This window comes from Aeromonas dhakensis, assembly GCF_000820305.1.
Classification (GTDB): domain Bacteria; phylum Pseudomonadota; class Gammaproteobacteria; order Enterobacterales; family Aeromonadaceae; genus Aeromonas; species Aeromonas dhakensis.
The window spans coordinates 30158-46760 of record NZ_CDBH01000039.1; the positions used below are offsets into that span (position 1 = coordinate 30158).

Annotated in this window: 15 protein-coding genes; 10 read left to right on the forward strand and 5 right to left on the reverse strand. The window is 60.2% G+C overall.

The window, feature by feature from the left end:
* Positions 1 to 4: 4 nt before the first annotated feature.
* A complete protein-coding gene (locus tag BN1143_RS09685; RefSeq protein ID WP_026141231.1) occupies positions 5 to 817 on the forward strand; it encodes an MlaA family lipoprotein in 813 nt (270 codons plus the stop codon).
* A 125-nt stretch (positions 818 to 942) separates the two neighbouring features.
* Here BN1143_RS09685 and sodB read toward each other — a convergent pair whose 3' ends face one another.
* Positions 943 to 1527 carry a superoxide dismutase [Fe] gene (gene sodB / locus BN1143_RS09690; RefSeq protein WP_005298860.1) on the reverse strand — a complete coding sequence of 195 codons (585 nt, stop codon included), beginning with the start codon at positions 1525 to 1527 and terminating at the stop codon, positions 943 to 945.
* A gap of 286 nt (positions 1528 to 1813) precedes the next feature.
* Between sodB and BN1143_RS09695 the strand changes: the two genes are divergently transcribed.
* Complete coding sequence (locus BN1143_RS09695; protein WP_005298863.1) at positions 1814 to 2158, forward strand: Grx4 family monothiol glutaredoxin; 345 nt, start codon at positions 1814 to 1816, stop codon at positions 2156 to 2158.
* 66 nt (positions 2159 to 2224) lie between these two features.
* Here the strand turns inward: BN1143_RS09695 and BN1143_RS09700 are convergent, their stop codons facing one another.
* Positions 2225 to 3436: an RsmB/NOP family class I SAM-dependent RNA methyltransferase gene (locus tag BN1143_RS09700; protein ID WP_042050386.1), complete on the reverse strand. Its 1212-nt coding sequence runs from the start codon at positions 3434 to 3436 to the stop codon at positions 2225 to 2227.
* A gap of 210 nt (positions 3437 to 3646) precedes the next feature.
* On the opposite strand from BN1143_RS09700, the gene BN1143_RS09705 reads away from it, so the two are divergent.
* From BN1143_RS09705 to BN1143_RS09740, 8 genes are all read left to right on the forward strand, one after another.
* Positions 3647 to 5626 (forward strand): reprolysin-like metallopeptidase, encoded by a 1980-nt coding sequence (locus BN1143_RS09705; protein ID WP_026142072.1) that lies wholly within the window; start codon positions 3647 to 3649, stop codon positions 5624 to 5626.
* Positions 5623 to 5952 (forward strand): hypothetical protein, encoded by a 330-nt coding sequence (locus BN1143_RS09710; RefSeq protein WP_042050387.1) that lies wholly within the window; start codon positions 5623 to 5625, stop codon positions 5950 to 5952. The genes BN1143_RS09705 and BN1143_RS09710 overlap by 4 nt, the downstream gene beginning before the upstream one ends.
* Positions 5953 to 6106: 154 nt before the next feature.
* Positions 6107 to 6745, forward strand: a complete 639-nt coding sequence (gene pdxH, locus BN1143_RS09715; RefSeq protein WP_005298871.1) for a pyridoxamine 5'-phosphate oxidase — start codon at positions 6107 to 6109, stop codon at positions 6743 to 6745.
* A 38-nt stretch (positions 6746 to 6783) separates the two neighbouring features.
* Positions 6784 to 7398 (forward strand): glutathione S-transferase family protein, encoded by a 615-nt coding sequence (locus BN1143_RS09720; RefSeq protein WP_042050388.1) that lies wholly within the window; start codon positions 6784 to 6786, stop codon positions 7396 to 7398.
* The gene (locus tag BN1143_RS21525; protein ID WP_231570577.1) at positions 7398 to 8660 is read left to right on the forward strand and encodes a GNAT family N-acetyltransferase; all 1263 of its coding nucleotides are present in this window, start codon (positions 7398 to 7400) and stop codon (positions 8658 to 8660) included. The genes BN1143_RS09720 and BN1143_RS21525 overlap by 1 nt, the downstream gene beginning before the upstream one ends.
* Before the next feature lie 9 nt (positions 8661 to 8669).
* A complete protein-coding gene (locus BN1143_RS22755) occupies positions 8670 to 9026 on the forward strand; it encodes a hypothetical protein (RefSeq protein WP_042050389.1) in 357 nt (118 codons plus the stop codon).
* Between the two features lie 32 nt (positions 9027 to 9058).
* On the forward strand, positions 9059 to 9568 hold the full coding sequence (locus tag BN1143_RS09735; RefSeq protein WP_017788558.1) for a GNAT family N-acetyltransferase: 510 nt from the start codon (positions 9059 to 9061) through the stop codon (positions 9566 to 9568).
* Between the two features lie 618 nt (positions 9569 to 10186).
* Positions 10187 to 13054 carry a hypothetical protein gene (locus BN1143_RS09740; protein ID WP_042050390.1) on the forward strand — a complete coding sequence of 956 codons (2868 nt, stop codon included), beginning with the start codon at positions 10187 to 10189 and terminating at the stop codon, positions 13052 to 13054.
* 157 nt (positions 13055 to 13211) lie between these two features.
* On the opposite strand, the gene BN1143_RS09745 is transcribed toward BN1143_RS09740, so the two are convergent.
* The 3 genes from BN1143_RS09745 to purB form a co-directional block, all read right to left on the reverse strand.
* On the reverse strand, positions 13212 to 13619 hold the full coding sequence (locus BN1143_RS09745; protein ID WP_042050391.1) for a hypothetical protein: 408 nt from the start codon (positions 13617 to 13619) through the stop codon (positions 13212 to 13214).
* A gap of 241 nt (positions 13620 to 13860) precedes the next feature.
* The gene (locus tag BN1143_RS09750; protein ID WP_042050392.1) at positions 13861 to 14991 is read right to left on the reverse strand and encodes a ribosomal protein uL16 3-hydroxylase; all 1131 of its coding nucleotides are present in this window, start codon (positions 14989 to 14991) and stop codon (positions 13861 to 13863) included.
* Positions 14992 to 15128: 137 nt separating this feature from the next.
* Positions 15129 to 16499 (reverse strand): adenylosuccinate lyase, encoded by a 1371-nt coding sequence (purB, locus tag BN1143_RS09755; RefSeq protein ID WP_010634594.1) that lies wholly within the window; start codon positions 16497 to 16499, stop codon positions 15129 to 15131.
* Positions 16500 to 16603: the final 104 nt, after the last annotated feature.

Below are 16603 nucleotides of genomic sequence, written 5' to 3' on the forward strand. Positions count from 1 at the left end.
CCATATGCATGTGCGTGTAGGGGCATTGACGGTGGCCTTGTTGCTGGGTGGCTGTGCTGGCGGCCCGCCCAAGCCGGGCCCCGAGAGCCTTGACCTCAAGGAGACGCCGAGCCGGCCCGAAGCGACCAGCACGGCCAGTGACAGCCGTGACCCGTTTCAGGGTGCCAACCGGGCCATGTGGGCCGTCAACTACGATGTGCTTGAGCCCTACGTGGCTCGCCCCGTGGTGCACGGCTACGCCCGATACGTTCCGCAGGGAATGAAGGATGGCATCGAGAATCTGGTGGAGAACTTCAACGAACCGAGCAGCATGGTCAACCACCTGCTGACCGGCGACTTGAAGGGGGCGGGTACCAACCTGGGCCGCTTCACCCTCAACACCACTGTGGGTCTGCTGGGGATCTTCGACGTGGCCAAGCATGCGGGCCTCGAGCGCAACAAGCTGGAGCTCTCTACCGTGCTCGGGCGCATGGACATAGGCGAGGGGGCCTACGTCATGGTGCCCGTTTATGGTCCCACCACCACCCGCGAGATAGTGGGGGATACCATAGACGTGCTCTACTTCCCCTACTCGCTGCTGACTTTCCCGCTGAAAGCGGTGCACTGGGCGCTGAATGGTCTGGGTACCCGTTCCAAGCTGATCGATCAGGAGCGGATCATCGACAACGCGCTCGATCCTTACGCCCTGACCAAGGACTTCTATCTGCAGTACAACCAGAACAAGGTGACTGGCCGTCAGAGCGAGCTCAAGCAAGAGCAGCAGGAGAAGCAAGACGACAGCAATCTGGATGACTATCTGGACGAGATTGACCAGTGATGCCTGTGCATCCCGGCTCGAATGACAAAGGCGCCTGCGGGCGCCTTTTTGCTGCGCTGGCTGCCCTCGCGCCCATAAAAAAACGCCCCGCAAGAGCGGGGCGTTTTGGCAAGAGTGTGGCGCTATCAGGCAGCCAGGTTCTTGGCCACGAATTCCCAGTTGACCAGGGCCCAGAAGGTTTCCATGTACTTCGGACGCAGGTTGCGGAAGTCGATGTAGTAGGCGTGCTCCCACAGGTCGACGGTCAGCAGCGGGGTGGTACCGGCTTCGGTCAGCGGGCAACCGGCGTTGGAGGTGTTGACGATGGCCAGGGAGCCGTCAGCCTTCTTCACCAGCCAGGTCCAGCTGGAGCCGAAGTTGCCGATGGCAGACTTGGTGAACGCATCCTTGAACTCGGCGAAGGAGCCGAACGCCTTGGTGATGGCATCGGCCAGGGCGCCAGTGGGCTCGCCACCGCCGTTCGGGGAGAGGCAGTGCCAGTAGAAGGTGTGGTTCCAGATCTGGGCGGCGTTGTTGAAGATGCCACCAGTGGAGGTCTTGATGATCTCTTCCAGAGACTTGCCTTCAAACTCGGTACCCGGCACCAGGTTGTTCAGGTTGACCACGTAGGTGTTGTGGTGCTTGCCGTGGTGGTATTCCAGAGTTTCCTGGGAGATGTGCGGTTCCAGAGCATTGATTGCATAGGGCAGAGCGGGAAGTTCGAATGCCATTTTCTACTCTCCATTGGCTGGCCGTGCGAAGGCGACGGTTGCAAGACATTGCGTACTCTTTTCTATTTTGAAAAGAATTGTTCTTGAAGTGATGGGGCCAGTTGGCCCAAAGCCCATCGATTGTACCAGCATCAAAGATGGCCTAACAACTCTTGATTCTCGCCATGATCCGGATCAAGCTGCGGCGTATTGATTCGTCACTTCTTGCTGTTGTCGCGGTTTGCCAGTTTGTGGTCTGCCCGGATTGCAGTAGAATGGCCGCCGAAATCGCTCTAGTGAGGCACCTATGGAAACTATTGAAAAGATCAAACAGCAGCTGGCTGAAAACCCCATCATTCTGTACATGAAGGGCTCCCCCAAGCTACCCAGCTGCGGTTTCTCTGCCCAGGCCTCCCAGGCCCTGATGTCCTGTGGCGAGCCGTTTGCTTACGTCGACATCCTGCAAAACCCGGACATCCGCGCCGAGTTGCCGAAGTTTGCCAACTGGCCCACCTTTCCGCAGCTGTGGGTTGAGGGCGAGCTGGTCGGCGGCTGCGACATCATGATCGAGATGTTCCAGGCTGGCGAACTGCAGACCCTGATCAAGGAAACTGCCGCCAAACACAAGCAGGATGACGTTGCCGCCGAATAAGGTCGCTATCGCATCATGCAAAAAGGGGAGCCATCGGCTCCCCTTTTCTTATGCTGCAAGGCGGTATCAGGCGATGCGTTCTATGCGCGCCAGATAGAAGCCGTCGAAACCGGTGGCCGCCGGGCTCACGGTGTGATCACCGAGCAGGCGGAAGTTTTCGTTGGCGGCGAGGAATTTGTCCACCTGCTGGCGGTTCTCCTCGGGCAGGATGGAGCAGGTGGCGTAGACCAGCATGCCGCCCACCTTCACCATCTGGCTGTAGCGCTGCAGGATCTCTTCCTGCAGAGCGACCAGCACCGGCAGCCGCTCGGCGGTATCGCGCCACTTGGCATCCGGATTGCGCTTGAGTACGCCAAGGCCGGAGCAGGGCACGTCCAGCAGCAGGCGATCCGCGCTCTCTTTGAGGCGCTTGACGGTCTTGCTGCTGGTGATGACCCGGGTCTCCACGTTGTGGGCACCGGCGCGGCGGGCGCGCTGCTTGAGGTTTTCCAGCTTCCACTCTTCCACGTCCATCGCCAGCAGGCGGCCCTTGCCCTTCATCATGGCGGCCAGATGCAGGGTCTTGCCGCCGGCACCGGCACAGGCGTCGATCACCCGCATGCCGGGGGCCACGTCCAGCGCCGCCGCGATGTGCTGGGAGCCGGCATCCTGCTGCTCGAACCAGCCGTCAGCAAAGGCGTTGGTGCGAAACAGGGCTGCATCCGAGGTCACTTCCAGGGCGCTCTCGACCCCTTCCACCGGTACAGTGGTGACCTGCTCTTTGGCCAGCGCTGTCTGCAGCTCGTCACGGGTGCACTTGAGGGTGTTGACCCGCAGGTAACGCTTGGGCATGGCGGTCAGGGCGGCACGCTCGGCCGGCCAGGCATCGCCCAGCTGTTCGCTGCCGAGTTTTTCCAGCCAGGTCGGGCAGCCATCCATCAGCACCGGGTTTTTCTTGGCTTCGGTCAGGCGGCGACGAAACGCCTCTTCATTGAAGCGATCCAGGGTCGGGTGGTTGGGTTGAGCTATCTTGTGGAAAGCATGCCAGCTGTGCAGCAGCGGCCAGACGTGCTTCTCGGCCTGGCGGACCTGAATACCGGTCAGGGCGCAATAGAGGCTGAGGCGACGCAGCAGATCGCCGGTGACCAGGGCAATCCTTGCCTGTTCTTGCGGTTTGAGTTCGATGCCGGAGAAGTGACGGGCATAGGCGCGATCCAGGGTGAGACCCTGGCCCAGCACATCGTCAACAATGGCAACGACCAGGTCCCCGAGACGGGGCAACAGTGGGGATTTGAGCATGAGATTAACCTTGGTCAGAAAAAGACGAACCGTCGCCATGGTGACGCGGCTCAAAAACTGATAAATCCGCGCAATGATAGGGGCTAGACAGGGTTGGTGCAACACTCCCCATTCGGGGAAGATAGGGTGGATGCTGCTGGACTAATCGGACCAGCAGGCGAATGATGCCGGTTGCAGTTCAGGTGAGTGCATTTTAAAAGGACTAAAAAGATGCAGTTGATGAAATTTTCTCCCTTGGCGCTGGTGGTTGCCAGCTTGGTGAGTTCGGGCGGCCTTGCCGCCAAAGAGTGGGATACGGTCGCGGCGCGCGCCACCGCCGCCGACGGTTATGAAGTGCGGGCCAACCAGTTTCGGGTGGCCAAGGTACCCATCGACTATTTTGCCGGACTGCAAGCCGGGGCGGGTTCGCTGACCCTGCCGCTGCCCGACGGGGGAGAAGTGACCTTCACCCTGCAGGCCTATGATCTGCTGCCGGCCGATCAGGCTGCCAAATTCCCCGAAATCAAGACCTTCAAGGGTCACAATCCGGCGGCGCCGGTAGAGACGGGGCGCTTTGATCTGGGGCCGCTGGGTTTCCACGCCATGTTCACCCATCAGGGCAAGACGGTGTTCGTCGATCCCCTCAGCAATGCCGAGGGGTATGCCGTCTATTACCAGCAAGACGCCTACAGCAGGTTGGCGGAGGAAGCGGACAAGGTGATCGGCAGCGATGCCAGCAAGGCGTTGGCGCACAAGGTGCAGGTGGATGGCAACGTGCGCAAGCGCTACGTCATCGCCATCTCGGCGGCGGGGGAGTACACCCAGTTCCATGGCGGCTCCAAGGTGCTGGCCACCGCGGCCATCGCCACCCTGCTCAACCGGGTCAACGAGGTGTACCAGCGCGACGTGGGGGCCGAATTCCAGTTGGCCAGTGGCAACGACAACATCATCTTTACCGATCCGGGCAGCGATCCCTTCACCAATAGCGACGCCGACGTCGATATCAACAGTGTGGTGCAGGCCAATGCCCAGACCCTGCCCAGCACGCCGCTGGGACCGTTCGACATTGGCCATGTGGTCAATACCGGAGGCGGCGGTCTGGCCGGCCTCGGCGTGCTCTGTATGGCTGACAAGTCGGCCGGCATGACAGGTTCCGCCACCCCGGTGGGGGATGCCTTCTTTATCGACTATGTGGCCCACGAGATTGGCCACCAGTTCGGCGCCGATCACACCTTCAACGGCACCACCAACAGCTGTGGCGGCGACAACCGGACGCCAGAGCAGGCCTGGGAGCCGGGCAGCGGCACCTCCATCATGGCCTATGCGGGGATCTGCGGGGAGGAGAACATCCAGCCCCACAGCGACCCCTATTTCCACAGCAAGTCCATCGAGCAGATGCGGGCACACATGGCGACCGTGCCGACCTGCGGCACCTCCATCGATCTTGTCAACAACGCGCCCCAGGCGGCAGCCGGGGCCAGCCGCATCATTCCGGCCAACACGCCGTTCGTGCTCAAGGGGGCCGGCGCCGATCTGGACGGTGATCCCCTGACCTACACCTGGGAGCAGATCGATCTGGGTACTGAGTCGAGCAGCCTGGCCACCATGGTGGACGACGGCAGCCGGCCGCTGTTTCGCTTTGTCTCCCCCACCAGCTCACCGGAGCGGATCCTGCCGAGCCTGCCCTCCCTGCTCTCGGGCACGCTCGCCAAGGGCGAGGCCTGGCCCACCACCAACCGGGATCTCAACTTCCGGCTGACGGTGCGTGACGGCAAGGGCGGTGTCGCCAGCGACGACATGAAGGTACAGGTGGTCAATACCGGCAGCGCCTTCCGGCTGACTGCGCCGCTTGGGGTGTCGTTGACACCGGGGGCAAGTCAGGCGGTCAGCTGGGATGTGGCCGGCACCAACCTGGCACCGATCAGCTGCAGCAAGGTGGACCTGCTCCTGACCCAGAACGAGGGAACCAGCTGGAGCAGCCTGGCGGTCAGCCAGCCCAACAGCGGCTCGGCTACCGTGACCCTGCCGGCGGATCTGGCCAGCGACGCCCGTCTGAAGGTGGCCTGCAGCGACAACATCTTCTTCGCCATCAGCCCGGCCAAGCTGCCGGTCGTCCAAAGCGGCGGCAGCTCGGGCGGTGGCGGTGGTGGCGCCCTCGGTCTCTGGACCCTGGCGCTGGCCCTGCTGGGCTGGCAGCGGAGGCGCGGATGAGGGCGGCCTGGCTGGTGTTGGCGTCCCTGCTCGGCGGCTGTCAGGCTGACGCCGATACCCTGGAGCAGGCGGTCAGCGCCAGCCTGGCCAAGCAGGATTACCGGCTGATCGTGCGGGCCGGGCGAGGCGAGGTGGCGCCCGGCATAGCGCCGGCAGAGCAGGCTTCGGCCAAGGCCCGCTGCGGCGTGCGCTATCTGGAGGGGCTGGGGGATGTGATCAAGCCAGGCCAGCAGGAGGCCCAGGCCAAACTGGCGGCCTACGCGGCCGACTACAACCGGCACATGCTGGCGCACTGCCCGCCACGACCGGCGACGGATCGGCAGTGACAGAGGGCCGTCAAGGTCAACAGGGGGAGGCGCTAGCCTCCCTCTTTTTTACGGCTGTCATTTGCCGGTCACAAGGCTTGTACCCATGGCGTGCTCGTCGCACAATGCCTGCACGCATGGCCGCATGGGCGGCAAAGAGAGAAGGAAAATCAAGATGATGGATGTAGCCGATCTGCGCCGTGAATACACCCGGGGTGGACTGCACAGGGCCGATCTGCCGGCCGAGCCCCTCGCCCTGTTCGAGAAGTGGCTGGCCCAGGCGTGCGAAGCCAGGCTGACCGACCCCACCGCCATGGTGGTGGGCACAGTGGATGCCGACGGCCAGCCCTGGCAGCGCACCGTGCTGCTCAAGCACTACGACGCCGAAGGCATGGTGTTCTACACCAACATGGGCAGTCGCAAGGCGCATCAGCTGGAGGGCAACCCCCGCATCAGCCTGCTCTTCCCCTGGCACACCCTGGACAGACAGGTGCATGTGACCGGCCGGGTGGAGAAAATGAGCACCTTCGAGGTGATGAAGTATTTCCACAGCCGTCCCAAAGACAGCCAGATCGCCGCCTGGGTCTCCAAACAGTCGACCCGCATCTCGGCGCGCGGCGTGCTGGAGGCCAAGTTCCTCGAACTCAAGCAGAAGTTTGCTAATGGAGAGGTGCCGCTGCCGAGCTTCTGGGGCGGTTTCCGGGTGCGCATCGACACGGTCGAGTTCTGGCAGGGGGGCGAGCATCGCCTGCACGACCGCTTCTACTACACCCGTGAAGGGGAAGGGTGGCACATCGAGCGGCTGGCGCCCTGAGCACCCCGCGAGTCCTCTGCTGCTGACAAGGAGTCTGTATGCGTCTGTATGGCGATCTGAAGTCCGGCAACTGCTACAAGCCCTGGCTGCTGGCCCGCTGGCTTGAGCTGCCCCTCGAGTGGGTGCCGGTGGATGTGCTGGCGGGGGAGACCCGCACCCCCGATTTTCTGGCCCTGAACCCCAACGGCAAGATCCCGGTGCTGGAGCTGGCCCAGGGCGATCCCCTGGCGGAGTCCAACGCCATTCTCTTCTACCTGGCGCAGGGGTCGCCCCTGTGGCCGGCCGAGCCGCGTCAGCAGGCCGAGGTGCTCAAGTGGCTGTTCTTCGAGCAGTACAGTCATGAGCCCTATATCGCGGTAGCCCGTTTCATCGTTCACTATCTGGGGCGACCGGAGTCCCAGGAGGCGCGCCTCGATGGGCTTAAATCTGGCGGCGAGAAGGCATTGGCGGTGCTGGAGCAGCGGCTCAAGCAGAGCCCCTACCTGTGTGGCGAGGCGCCGACCATCGCCGACATCGCGCTGTACGCCTACACCCATGTGGCGGAGGAGGGGATCTTCTCGCTGCAGGGGTGGCCCGCCATCCGGGCCTGGATTGCCCGTATCGAGGCGCATCCCCGCCACCTGAGCCTGCCTGCTGCCTGTCAGGCCGGCTGATGGAACTGCTGATCGAGCGCGCCCTGTGGCAGCCCCACTGGGCGCCGGTGTTGCAGGCCTGGCAGCGGCAAGGTCATGGCTGGCAGTTGCTGCAGAGCAAGGTCGATGAGCGTTTGCCGAACGATACCGGCGGACTCTGGTCTTGTTGTCCGCCCAATGGCGTGCGTTCGGCCAGCGCACTGCTGGCCGCCTGGCTGGACGGCGATCTGCCCGGCCAGCAGGCCGTTGATCCGAGCCGGCAGATCCTCATCAGCGGCTCGTCCTCCCTGCTGACGCTGGCGCGAGAGGAGGGGCTGCTGACCCTGGGAGGGCAGGGGGCCGATCTGGCGCTGACGGCGCAGGACGATCTGGGCGCCGTGCTCAACTGCCTGCTGGCCCGCCGCCTGACGGTGCCCGTGCTGGCCGAACCTCCCTCCCGGTCGGAACCCGCCCTGCAACTGCGCCCCCTGCTGGCGCTCGATGAAGCCGAGGTGGTGCGCTATTGCAGCGATGCGGCGCTCGCCCGCTACACCCTCAACATTCCCCACCCCTATCCGCCGGAGGCGGCTCGCGACTGGCTAGCCGGCTGCTGGCGCAAGGCGGCGCTCGGATTGGGCTGGAGCTGGGCGCTGACCCTGTCGGCTGGCGAGGGCCATGCGCCGCTGGTGGGGGTGATCTCGCTGCACTGGAACGGCGAGCTGGCCTGGTGGGTGGGTGTGCCCTGGCAAAACCGCGGGCTGGCGACCCGGGCCGCCCGGCTGGTGAAGGCCTTTGCGTTCGACCGGCTGCAACTGCCGGTGCTCACCGCCCGCCACATGCCGGACAACCATGCCTCCGGCCGGGTGATGGCCAAGCTGGGCATGCGCTATTGCGGTCGACGGGCATTGAGTGGCCAGCGCCAGAGCCAGAACCAGAGCGAGGTGAGCTACTGGCAGCTGGCACGAAGCCTGACGCTGGCGGCGCCGGTTGAACGGCAGCTGGCCCCCCTGCTGGCCGACGAGCGGGTGGTGGCGGCCATCCTGCAGACACAGGTCGGGGAGGGGGCGCCGCAGCGGCTGGCGCTGTTCATGACAAATCGGGATGAGGCAGAAGAGGGCGAGCCCGCCGCCGCGCCGCCACGCTCCCTGGGTACTGACGGGCCGCTGGCGGTGGAATACTACGACCAGGATGCGCTGGCACAGGCCGAGCCGGAGCAGCTCCATCTGCTGCGCGGCTTGCTGCTGAAAGACGCCGAGGAGCAGGGGCTGGACTATCTGCTGCAGCTGGCCAGCCTGCAGCGCTAGGGGCCTCTGTTGCTGACCCTGGCGGAGCGGCACCAGCGCCTGCGCTGGTTCGCAAGGGAGGAGTCCAGACTCGCCCTGCTGGCCGCTGAGCCGCTCACCCATCGCTATCATCTGCTCGACTTGCTGGTGGCCTTGCCCGCTCTGCTTGATGAGCTGGCCGGTCGCTGGCATCGGGATGCCGACGACACTCTGGCCTGGCTGGCACAGGCCGAACCGCCGTTGTTCAACGCCTATCGAACCTCCATCACCAGCTTGCAACCGGCCGATCTGCACGAGTTGCTGGCGCTGGTGGCGGATCGTTTTCCTGAGTCCACCCTCCCATTTCTGAACAAAGGTGCTCAGGGCGGCGGGCAGTTTGTGGAATAATGCCCGCTCTGCTGTACGAGGAGTAACGCTGTATGCTGAGAACCGAGCGCCCTGGCGACATGCTGCCGGTCTATGACCTGGTGAGTGCCGCCTTTGGCCGTACCGACGAGGCCGAACTGGTCAACCGCCTGCGCGAATGCGGCGCCGCCGTGGTGACCATGGTCGAGGAGGAGGAGTACGAGTTCATGGGGCACCTGATGCTGAGCCCGATCACCATTAACGGGGTGGAGGGGCCCTGGCTTGGTCTCGCGCCCGTGGCGGTCCACCCGGATTGGCAGGGGCAGGGGATCGGCTCGGATCTGGTGCGCGAGGGGCTGGATACGGCGCTGGAGATGGACTGGAAGGCGGTGGTGGTACTTGGTGACCCGACCTATTACAGCCGCTTCGGTTTTCGTCCCGCCAGCGAGTTCGGCCTGCACTGTATTTACGAAGTGCCCGCCGACTGCTTCATGGCGATGGAGCTGCAGGAGGGCGGTCTGGCTGGCGTGCAGGGGGAGGTGCTCTACCACCCGCTGTTTGACGAACTTCCCGAAGAACAATGAGCCACGCAAACGGCAGCCAGGGGCTGCCGTTTTGTTATCTGAACGCGCTGCAGGCCCCGTGCGAGCGTCTCCCCTCGAATAGTCGATGGTTTTTCCTTCCCCACCTAATCATTGCGGATCGTATTCACGAGCACATCGGTGAGCTAATGCCACTTTGCTCCGTGCCGGGATATATAGTGCGTACCACCTTTATCTGGAAATCATGGTGCTGCCCTGCAGCCTGATGGCACCTTGCCGCATTTTTTCTAGGGCTTCTTTCGCAATATATTGTTACAACTTTTTTCTCATCAATATCTGTTTTTGTCTAACGGGTAACATTTTCTGGTTAGACCTCATTATTGATGTTTGACTCAAATGAGGATTGGCAGGTAGGTTGTGCAATATATAAACAAGGAGGCTTGATACGGTTGCCTTGGCTTTAATTGTTAATATCTTCCTTGCCTTGTATATCGGTAGTGCTGCTGTCATGCATATATTGACGATGCTGATATGGCAGCCTATTTACATCTCTCATAGAAAAACAACCATATGCTCGGTCATGATTACATGGCCTGCCAGACTATTGCCTGAAATATTTAATAATCTGGGAAGCAATGAGCGCTGATAGGGATATATAATATGAAAAAACTTTCAGAAATAATCCACCGTGAAGTTTCACAAGGGCGTCGGGATTTTCTGACGTTCTCCTCCATGTCGCTGATAGGCCTGGCTGCCGGCACTGTCTTCCCTGCCCCGGTGAAAGCCGCTATTGCTGTCCTGAATAGTGGTAATTTCGCCGAGCTGGATGCAATCAATTTTTACGTGATGGCATCTAACCAGCCCGTCGTTGATTCTAACCGGGTCAACTTTGTACAAGAAACCGATGAAGCGCAATATCTTGCCCAGGTGATGTTTCAAGAGTTGATGAAGTTCGAATTCCAGTATCAGAACAGCTCATTGAGCGAAGCGTTAGGCTCTGGCATGAAGCCTAACAATAATGTGCTGACCATGAGTGATGGCATCAACTCGGTCAATGCTATTTACAGCAGTAACCGACGCTATTTTACCGATAATATGGTTGAATATGTGAGTGGCTTGTTGCAGAACTCATATAGCAAGCAAACCAATGTCACTGTGGCAGACCGGAAGCTGTATAATTCCTGGGATATGGTGAAGGTAAATGCAAATATCAAGCAAGCTGAAAAGGGTACGCAGTTTAAAGAAATTATCGATCAGCTATACTCTGTCGCCACCCATTATTGTCAAAGCGGAAAGTTAACCGGCTACAAAGCAGCGGGGGAAAACTGGGCTCGTCAACTTATCGAGCATTACTCCAAGAATGAGGTGTTAGAGGAACTGATCAGCTCTTTCAAAGTTCAGGAGTATCTGGGATCAGGTTCATCGTTTGAAAAGGCGATGTGGCAAGTCTACAACACCATCAATAAAGTAAGAGCGCTCAATATTTCATCTGGTCGTCGCATCACCGAGGATGAGCTGAAAAAGTTTGAACGTACCCTGGCGGGTTCTGTATACAGCGGGTTTGCCATGAATATGAGCTGGGGCCAACAAAGCGAGAAATACACAGTCCTGGCCAACAGGAGAAATTTCGATGATGTGGTGACCTTGCTGAGAAATGAAAGCGGGACTCAGCGCACCTTCTGGAACAGTTTCTTCAACCAGAATAGCCCGGATAGCTTCTGGAATGAACTGAACAACATGAGCTTGAGAACGAGCACCCTGCAGGATGAGGGGGCCCGGCAGCGCATTCTTCAACGATATCCTGCGCTGGCAGGGACGGCGGGCAGTATGGCTCCCACAGCCTTCTCCGGTGTGGCTCCCGCTGCCTTTCCCATAGATTCATTCCTTTCCGTGTTCACCTTGTTGCTGGGGGTGGGCAACTTTACCTGGTTGACGGCGACCGATCGGGAGGAATGGAGCAACCCTGTTCCTTTGATGGAGTTGGGGGCGGCCCTGTTTGATGTGACATTGAATCTGATCCAGCTCGGTCGATTCCTTGATAAAGTGACCATGTTTATTTATGGCAATGGCGAAGGCATCATCAACAGCATTGCCATCAATATGGGTAAATTCAGTCAATTCTTGAGCAACCTTACCGCCAAAGGCCAGCATCTCACGAATGTATTAGAGCGGCAGATAGCCAGCAAGATGTTTCTCGCCACGCAAAATATCACCCGGATTATCAATATATGTTTTGTCGGATTAGCGGCGCTGGGGGCGGCCTTGGCCGCGTATAACCTATATCAGGCTGTCGAGGGTGGCGATATAGGTGATATTATATTTGCGGCAATCAATATGTTGGTCGCCACGGTGGCGCTGGGTGTCGCCGTGGCCTCTTTTATGGGCTTTGCCATTGCCGGCCCCCTTGGAATTATTGTCGCGGTGATAGGCATTGTGGTGGCCATCGCCCAATGGATCTACACATTACTCAAAAAAGAAGAGGTCAAACCTACCCCGATCGCGAGATATACCAACGAGTATATTAAACCGAAGGGGCTTGAGTATGAAGACCTGGGGGCATATATTTGCCGAGTGTCCAGTTATTGGAAGCGCACTCTGGTATGCGCCTTCGATGCAAGGACCATGAATACCGATTGGGATTACGTCCCAAGTATCGCGGATCATGACAACCCGATTTATACCCAGCCGGGGGCATTGGTCACCTCCCCAAGAAATGGCAGGATTTATAACTTTGCCAATATTCAGAAGCCAGGCTACGGAAATATATCGAACTTCTTCACTGCGGGAGCCACCACCCCAATCAGTAACTGGCGGCCGGGAAGTGATTTGCAGACCTGCTGGCATGCCGTCGAGAGTCAGGCAAACAATAATAGTCGCGCAGCAATATTTGTGGTGCTGGGCAACAACTCTAGCTTTTCACGGGCCTTCTTGACGTCTCATCTGGAGGATGCCCCGACAAGCAGCAATGAACTGACGAGTCAATTAAATCTGGAGTGGCAAGAGTATCCGCTGGATGTGGTTGCCATCAATGGCCTTGACGAGACCATGTTCCTTATCTTTACGACCCGGCATATCTATCAAGTGAAAGGTGGGGTAGTCCGCAGGATAATATCTGACTTTGTCGGTCAGCGCGATGCACCGATAACCTATGGCCTGAATGCGCTGGCGCTCGGTACCAACGTGAATTTGATCTATCGGCTAAATGGTCTGCAGGCGCCCGATACCCGCTACCATTATCTGCTGACCCGGGATGACAATGGTGACTATACCAGCATGAAATTGCTGCGGACCATCAATAATCCCATGTCCTCAGACTCGCCGATTGTTGGCCGGTTGTTCAAGAAAACCAACGATCTGGTTTCGCGGATGGACTTTATGTATCACGATGGCAAGAGTGGTTATGCGCGTTATGGCGCAATCATGAACAAGACTGATGATGCCTCTTTGTCATTGTACAATGGGGTGGAATTTCAGGTGCCGGACAATGGATTCCGCTCCTTCTACAAGAATGCGTTTATTCCCAAATAACACAGTCGGCACGCTTTCAGGCGTTCACGTCCTGGGCCATGAAGGACCCGTATCGACTCCTGATGTGTCGAAAACAGGCAATGCCCTTGTCGGCAACACTCAAAAGCCCTCAGCGAGGGCTTTTTTTATGTCATCCCCTTGCGTGTACAAGACTTGCTCAGGCGCGGGTATCGAGCAGGTTGCCCTTGCGATCCTCGGCCCCTGTCATGCCCGCCAGTTGCTTGCCAAGGGGGCTCTGCCGGTATTGCAGGTAGTCGCCGAGCTGCTGTTGCTGCTGGTGGCGCTCTTCCATCCGGTAGATATCGGCGGCCGTCGGGGCGTTTTGCTCATCGATCTCCTGCCCACTGGCTTGCAGATAGCGATCCACGGCGGCCTTGTCCTGCTGCTGCTCTGTGTAGGAGACGGCCAGAGTGCGGCGGGTGGTCTCTTTATCCTCCTGCGTCGCCACGTATTCATCTCTCTTGTCCAGCGCCTTGTCACGGCCCTGGTTGAGCTGCTCCGGGGTCAGCTTGGGATAGGCGTTGCCATAACCGGGCAACGGCATGGGACGAGTGCTGATCTGCATGGGATACCTCTCTGCTAAACCTGGCTGCTTGAGCAATGGCCGCATGATACGAGCTTTCACTTGCGCAAAAAAGCATCATCAGATGTGTCGTCAAGAGTGGGTTCAGCTTCGAAAGCAGGTTGTGGACAAGGCAAGCAGTGAAAGCGCCGCCGGGGTGGCCCGGTCGGCAGCAGAGACGGTGAGGTCGGGCAGCGGAGATAGAAAAGGCGCCCGAGGGCGCCTTCCGTCACCGCGGGGGGGATCAGTTGAAGAACCAGTAGCCGCGGTTGACCAGTCGGGTCAGCAGCTGCAGGAAACCGGCCTGATCGGCAAGCTCCACCATGTCGGCCTGGGTGACCATGTCCTTGTCGCACAAGAGCGAAATGGCCGCCGCATCTTCGCTTGGCAGGGTCCAGGCTTCGCCGTCGATGTAGCACTGCTGGCTCTCGCCGCTGAACCAGACGGAGCGCAGGCCCGGTACCTTGATGGCGGGCTCGCCCTGGGTCAGCAGGTCGGCCACTTCCTCGGCGCTGTAGTCCGGCTCCACCGGATTGACGTCCAGATCGTGCTTGGCCTCGGAGATCATGGTGCCGAACCACTCCTTGAACAGGGTCTCGTCATCGAGGGCCTGTTGCATCAGCTCGCGCAGGCGGTGCAGTTCATGGGGCTGGATCTCGCCGTGGCGGGCACGGGGCTTGAGATCGGCGTCGCCGTAACGCTCGGTGCGCACCTCGTTGTCGATCAGGTGATCGGCAAAGGAGGAGATAAGCGCCTTGGCGTCCGGCGCGCGAAAGCCCACCGAGAAGTTCAGGGAGGGCTCGATGGCGTAGCCCTCGTGGGGGAATCCAGGCGGAATGTAGAGGATGTCGCCCGGCTCCATGATGACGTCGATGATCGCCTCGAACGGCTCGCAGTGCAGCAGGGCGGCGTGGGCGGCAAACTCGCTTCGCGGTGTTGCATCGCCGACCCGCCAGTGGCGCTTGCCCTGACCCTGGGTGATGAAGACGTCGTAGTTGTCGATGTGGGGGCCGACGCCACCGTGAGGGGTGGAGAAGCTCACCATCACATCGTCAAAACGCCAGCCCGGGATGAACTGGAACGGCAGCGCCAGCTCGTTGACCTCGGGGGCCCAGTGGTTGCAGGCCTGCACCAGCACGGTCCAGTTCTCTTCGCCCAGGTGATCGTAGGATTCGAAGGGGCCGTGGGCAGCTTCCCACTTGTTGTTGAAGCGGGTCACCAGGCGCGATTCAATCACCTCTTCCATGGCCAGACCCGCCAGCTCGTCCGGGCTGATGGGATCCTGAAAGTCGGTGAAACCGCCCTTGATGAGGAGCGGGCGCTTCTGCCAGTAGTGCTCGAGGAAGTGAGCGATATCCAGATTGAGTTGGTACATGGTCTTCTCGTGTCTCTGTGAGAGAGGTGTTGCCCAAGACGGGCTTGGGCAACGCCACTCATGGCCCTGCCTGGGCAGGGAAAACAACAGGGGGCCCTGTGGCTAGTGCCCAGGGCCCCCGATACTCTCTCGCCCGCTTATTTCAGCAGGTCGACCAGACGCTGGGCGTCACCGATATAGTTGGCCGGGGTCAGCTTCTTCAGCTCGACTTTCACGGCTTCCGGCAATTCCAGCGTGTCGATAAAGGTACGCATCCCTTCGGCGTCGACGCGGCGGCCACGGGTCAGCTCTTTGAGCTTCTCATAGGGCTTCTCGATGCCGTAACGGCGCATCACGGTCTGGATCGGCTCGGCCAGCACTTCCCAGTTGGCATCCAGATCGGCGGCCATGGCATCAGCGTTGGCTTCCAGCTTGGAGATCCCCTTCAGGGTCGCCTGATAGGCAATCAGGGAGTAACCCACTGCCACGCCCAGGTTGCGCAGTACGGTCGAGTCGGTCAGGTCACGCTGCCAGCGGGAGATGGGCAGTTTGCTCGCCAGGTGCTGGAACACGGCGTTGGCCAGACCCAGATTGCCTTCGGAGTTTTCGAAGTCGATGGGGTTGACCTTGTGCGGCATGGTGGAGGAGCCGATCTCGCCGGCGATGGTGCGCTGCTTGAAGTGGCCCAGGGAGATGTAGCCCCACACGTCGCGGTCGAAGTCGATCAGGATGGTGTTGAAGCGCGCCATGGCGTCGAACAGCTCGGCGATGTAGTCGTGCGGCTCGATCTGGGTGGTGTAGGGGTTCCAGGTCAGGCCCAGAGAAGTGACGAACTCCTCGGAGAACTGGTGCCAGTCCACTTCCGGATAGGCGCTGATGTGGGCGTTGTAGTTGCCCACGGCGCCGTTGATCTTGCCCAAGATCTCCACCGCCATGATCTGCTTGAGCTGGCGCTCCAGACGGTAGGCGACGTTGGCCATCTCCTTGCCCATGGTGCTCGGGGTCGCCGGCTGACCGTGGGTGCGCGACAGCAGCGGCATGTCGCGGTACTCGGCGGCCAGGCGCTTTATCTCGGCAATCAGCTTCTCGCAGTAGGGCTTGATTACTTCCTCGCGGGCGGTCTTCAGCATCAGGCCGTGGGAGTTGTTGTTGATGTCTTCGGAGGTGCAGGCGAAGTGGATGAACTCGCTGACGGCGGCCAGCTCAGGGTTTACTTCGACTTTTTCTTTGAGGAAGTACTCCACCGCTTTCACATCATGGTTGGTGGTGCGCTCGATCTGTTTGATGCGGGCGGCGTCGCTCTCGTTGAAGTTGCTGACGATGCCGTCGAGCAGGGCACTGGCAGCCGCGCTCAGGGCAGGGACTTCCGGGATCCCGGCGTGGCTGGCCAGTTTTTGCAACCAGCGCACCTCGACTTCGACGCGAAAACGCAGCAGACCGAATTCGGAGAAGATAGGGCGCAGGGCATCGGCCTTGTCGCCATAACGACCGTCAATCGGGGAAACAGCAGTCAGCGCGGACAGCTCCATGGGGTGAACTCCTGATGATTGGTGTGGGGGATTCGTATCCACTCGCGCGCGGGCCGGGGGCCATCAAGGCTGATGTGCGGCTGTTCACCTTGTTCTCCCTCTGC

What these genes read in the sequence shown, in the direction of transcription:
- BN1143_RS09685 (WP_026141231.1), top strand. Translation starts at nt 5, where the DNA reads ATGCATGTGCGTGTAGGGGCATTGACGGTGGCCTTGTTGCTGGGTGGC.
- sodB (WP_005298860.1), bottom strand. Translation starts at nt 1,527, where the DNA reads ATGGCATTCGAACTTCCCGCTCTGCCCTATGCAATCAATGCTCTGGAA.
- BN1143_RS09695 (WP_005298863.1), top strand. Translation starts at nt 1,814, where the DNA reads ATGGAAACTATTGAAAAGATCAAACAGCAGCTGGCTGAAAACCCCATC.
- BN1143_RS09700 (WP_042050386.1), bottom strand. Translation starts at nt 3,436, where the DNA reads ATGCTCAAATCCCCACTGTTGCCCCGTCTCGGGGACCTGGTCGTTGCC.
- BN1143_RS09705 (WP_026142072.1), top strand. Translation starts at nt 3,647, where the DNA reads ATGCAGTTGATGAAATTTTCTCCCTTGGCGCTGGTGGTTGCCAGCTTG.
- BN1143_RS09710 (WP_042050387.1), top strand. Translation starts at nt 5,623, where the DNA reads ATGAGGGCGGCCTGGCTGGTGTTGGCGTCCCTGCTCGGCGGCTGTCAG.
- pdxH (WP_005298871.1), top strand. Translation starts at nt 6,107, where the DNA reads ATGATGGATGTAGCCGATCTGCGCCGTGAATACACCCGGGGTGGACTG.
- BN1143_RS09720 (WP_042050388.1), top strand. Translation starts at nt 6,784, where the DNA reads ATGCGTCTGTATGGCGATCTGAAGTCCGGCAACTGCTACAAGCCCTGG.
- BN1143_RS21525 (WP_231570577.1), top strand. Translation starts at nt 7,398, where the DNA reads ATGGAACTGCTGATCGAGCGCGCCCTGTGGCAGCCCCACTGGGCGCCG.
- BN1143_RS09735 (WP_017788558.1), top strand. Translation starts at nt 9,059, where the DNA reads ATGCTGAGAACCGAGCGCCCTGGCGACATGCTGCCGGTCTATGACCTG.
- BN1143_RS09740 (WP_042050390.1), top strand. Translation starts at nt 10,187, where the DNA reads ATGAAAAAACTTTCAGAAATAATCCACCGTGAAGTTTCACAAGGGCGT.
- BN1143_RS09745 (WP_042050391.1), bottom strand. Translation starts at nt 13,619, where the DNA reads ATGCAGATCAGCACTCGTCCCATGCCGTTGCCCGGTTATGGCAACGCC.
- BN1143_RS09750 (WP_042050392.1), bottom strand. Translation starts at nt 14,991, where the DNA reads ATGTACCAACTCAATCTGGATATCGCTCACTTCCTCGAGCACTACTGG.
- purB (WP_010634594.1), bottom strand. Translation starts at nt 16,499, where the DNA reads ATGGAGCTGTCCGCGCTGACTGCTGTTTCCCCGATTGACGGTCGTTAT.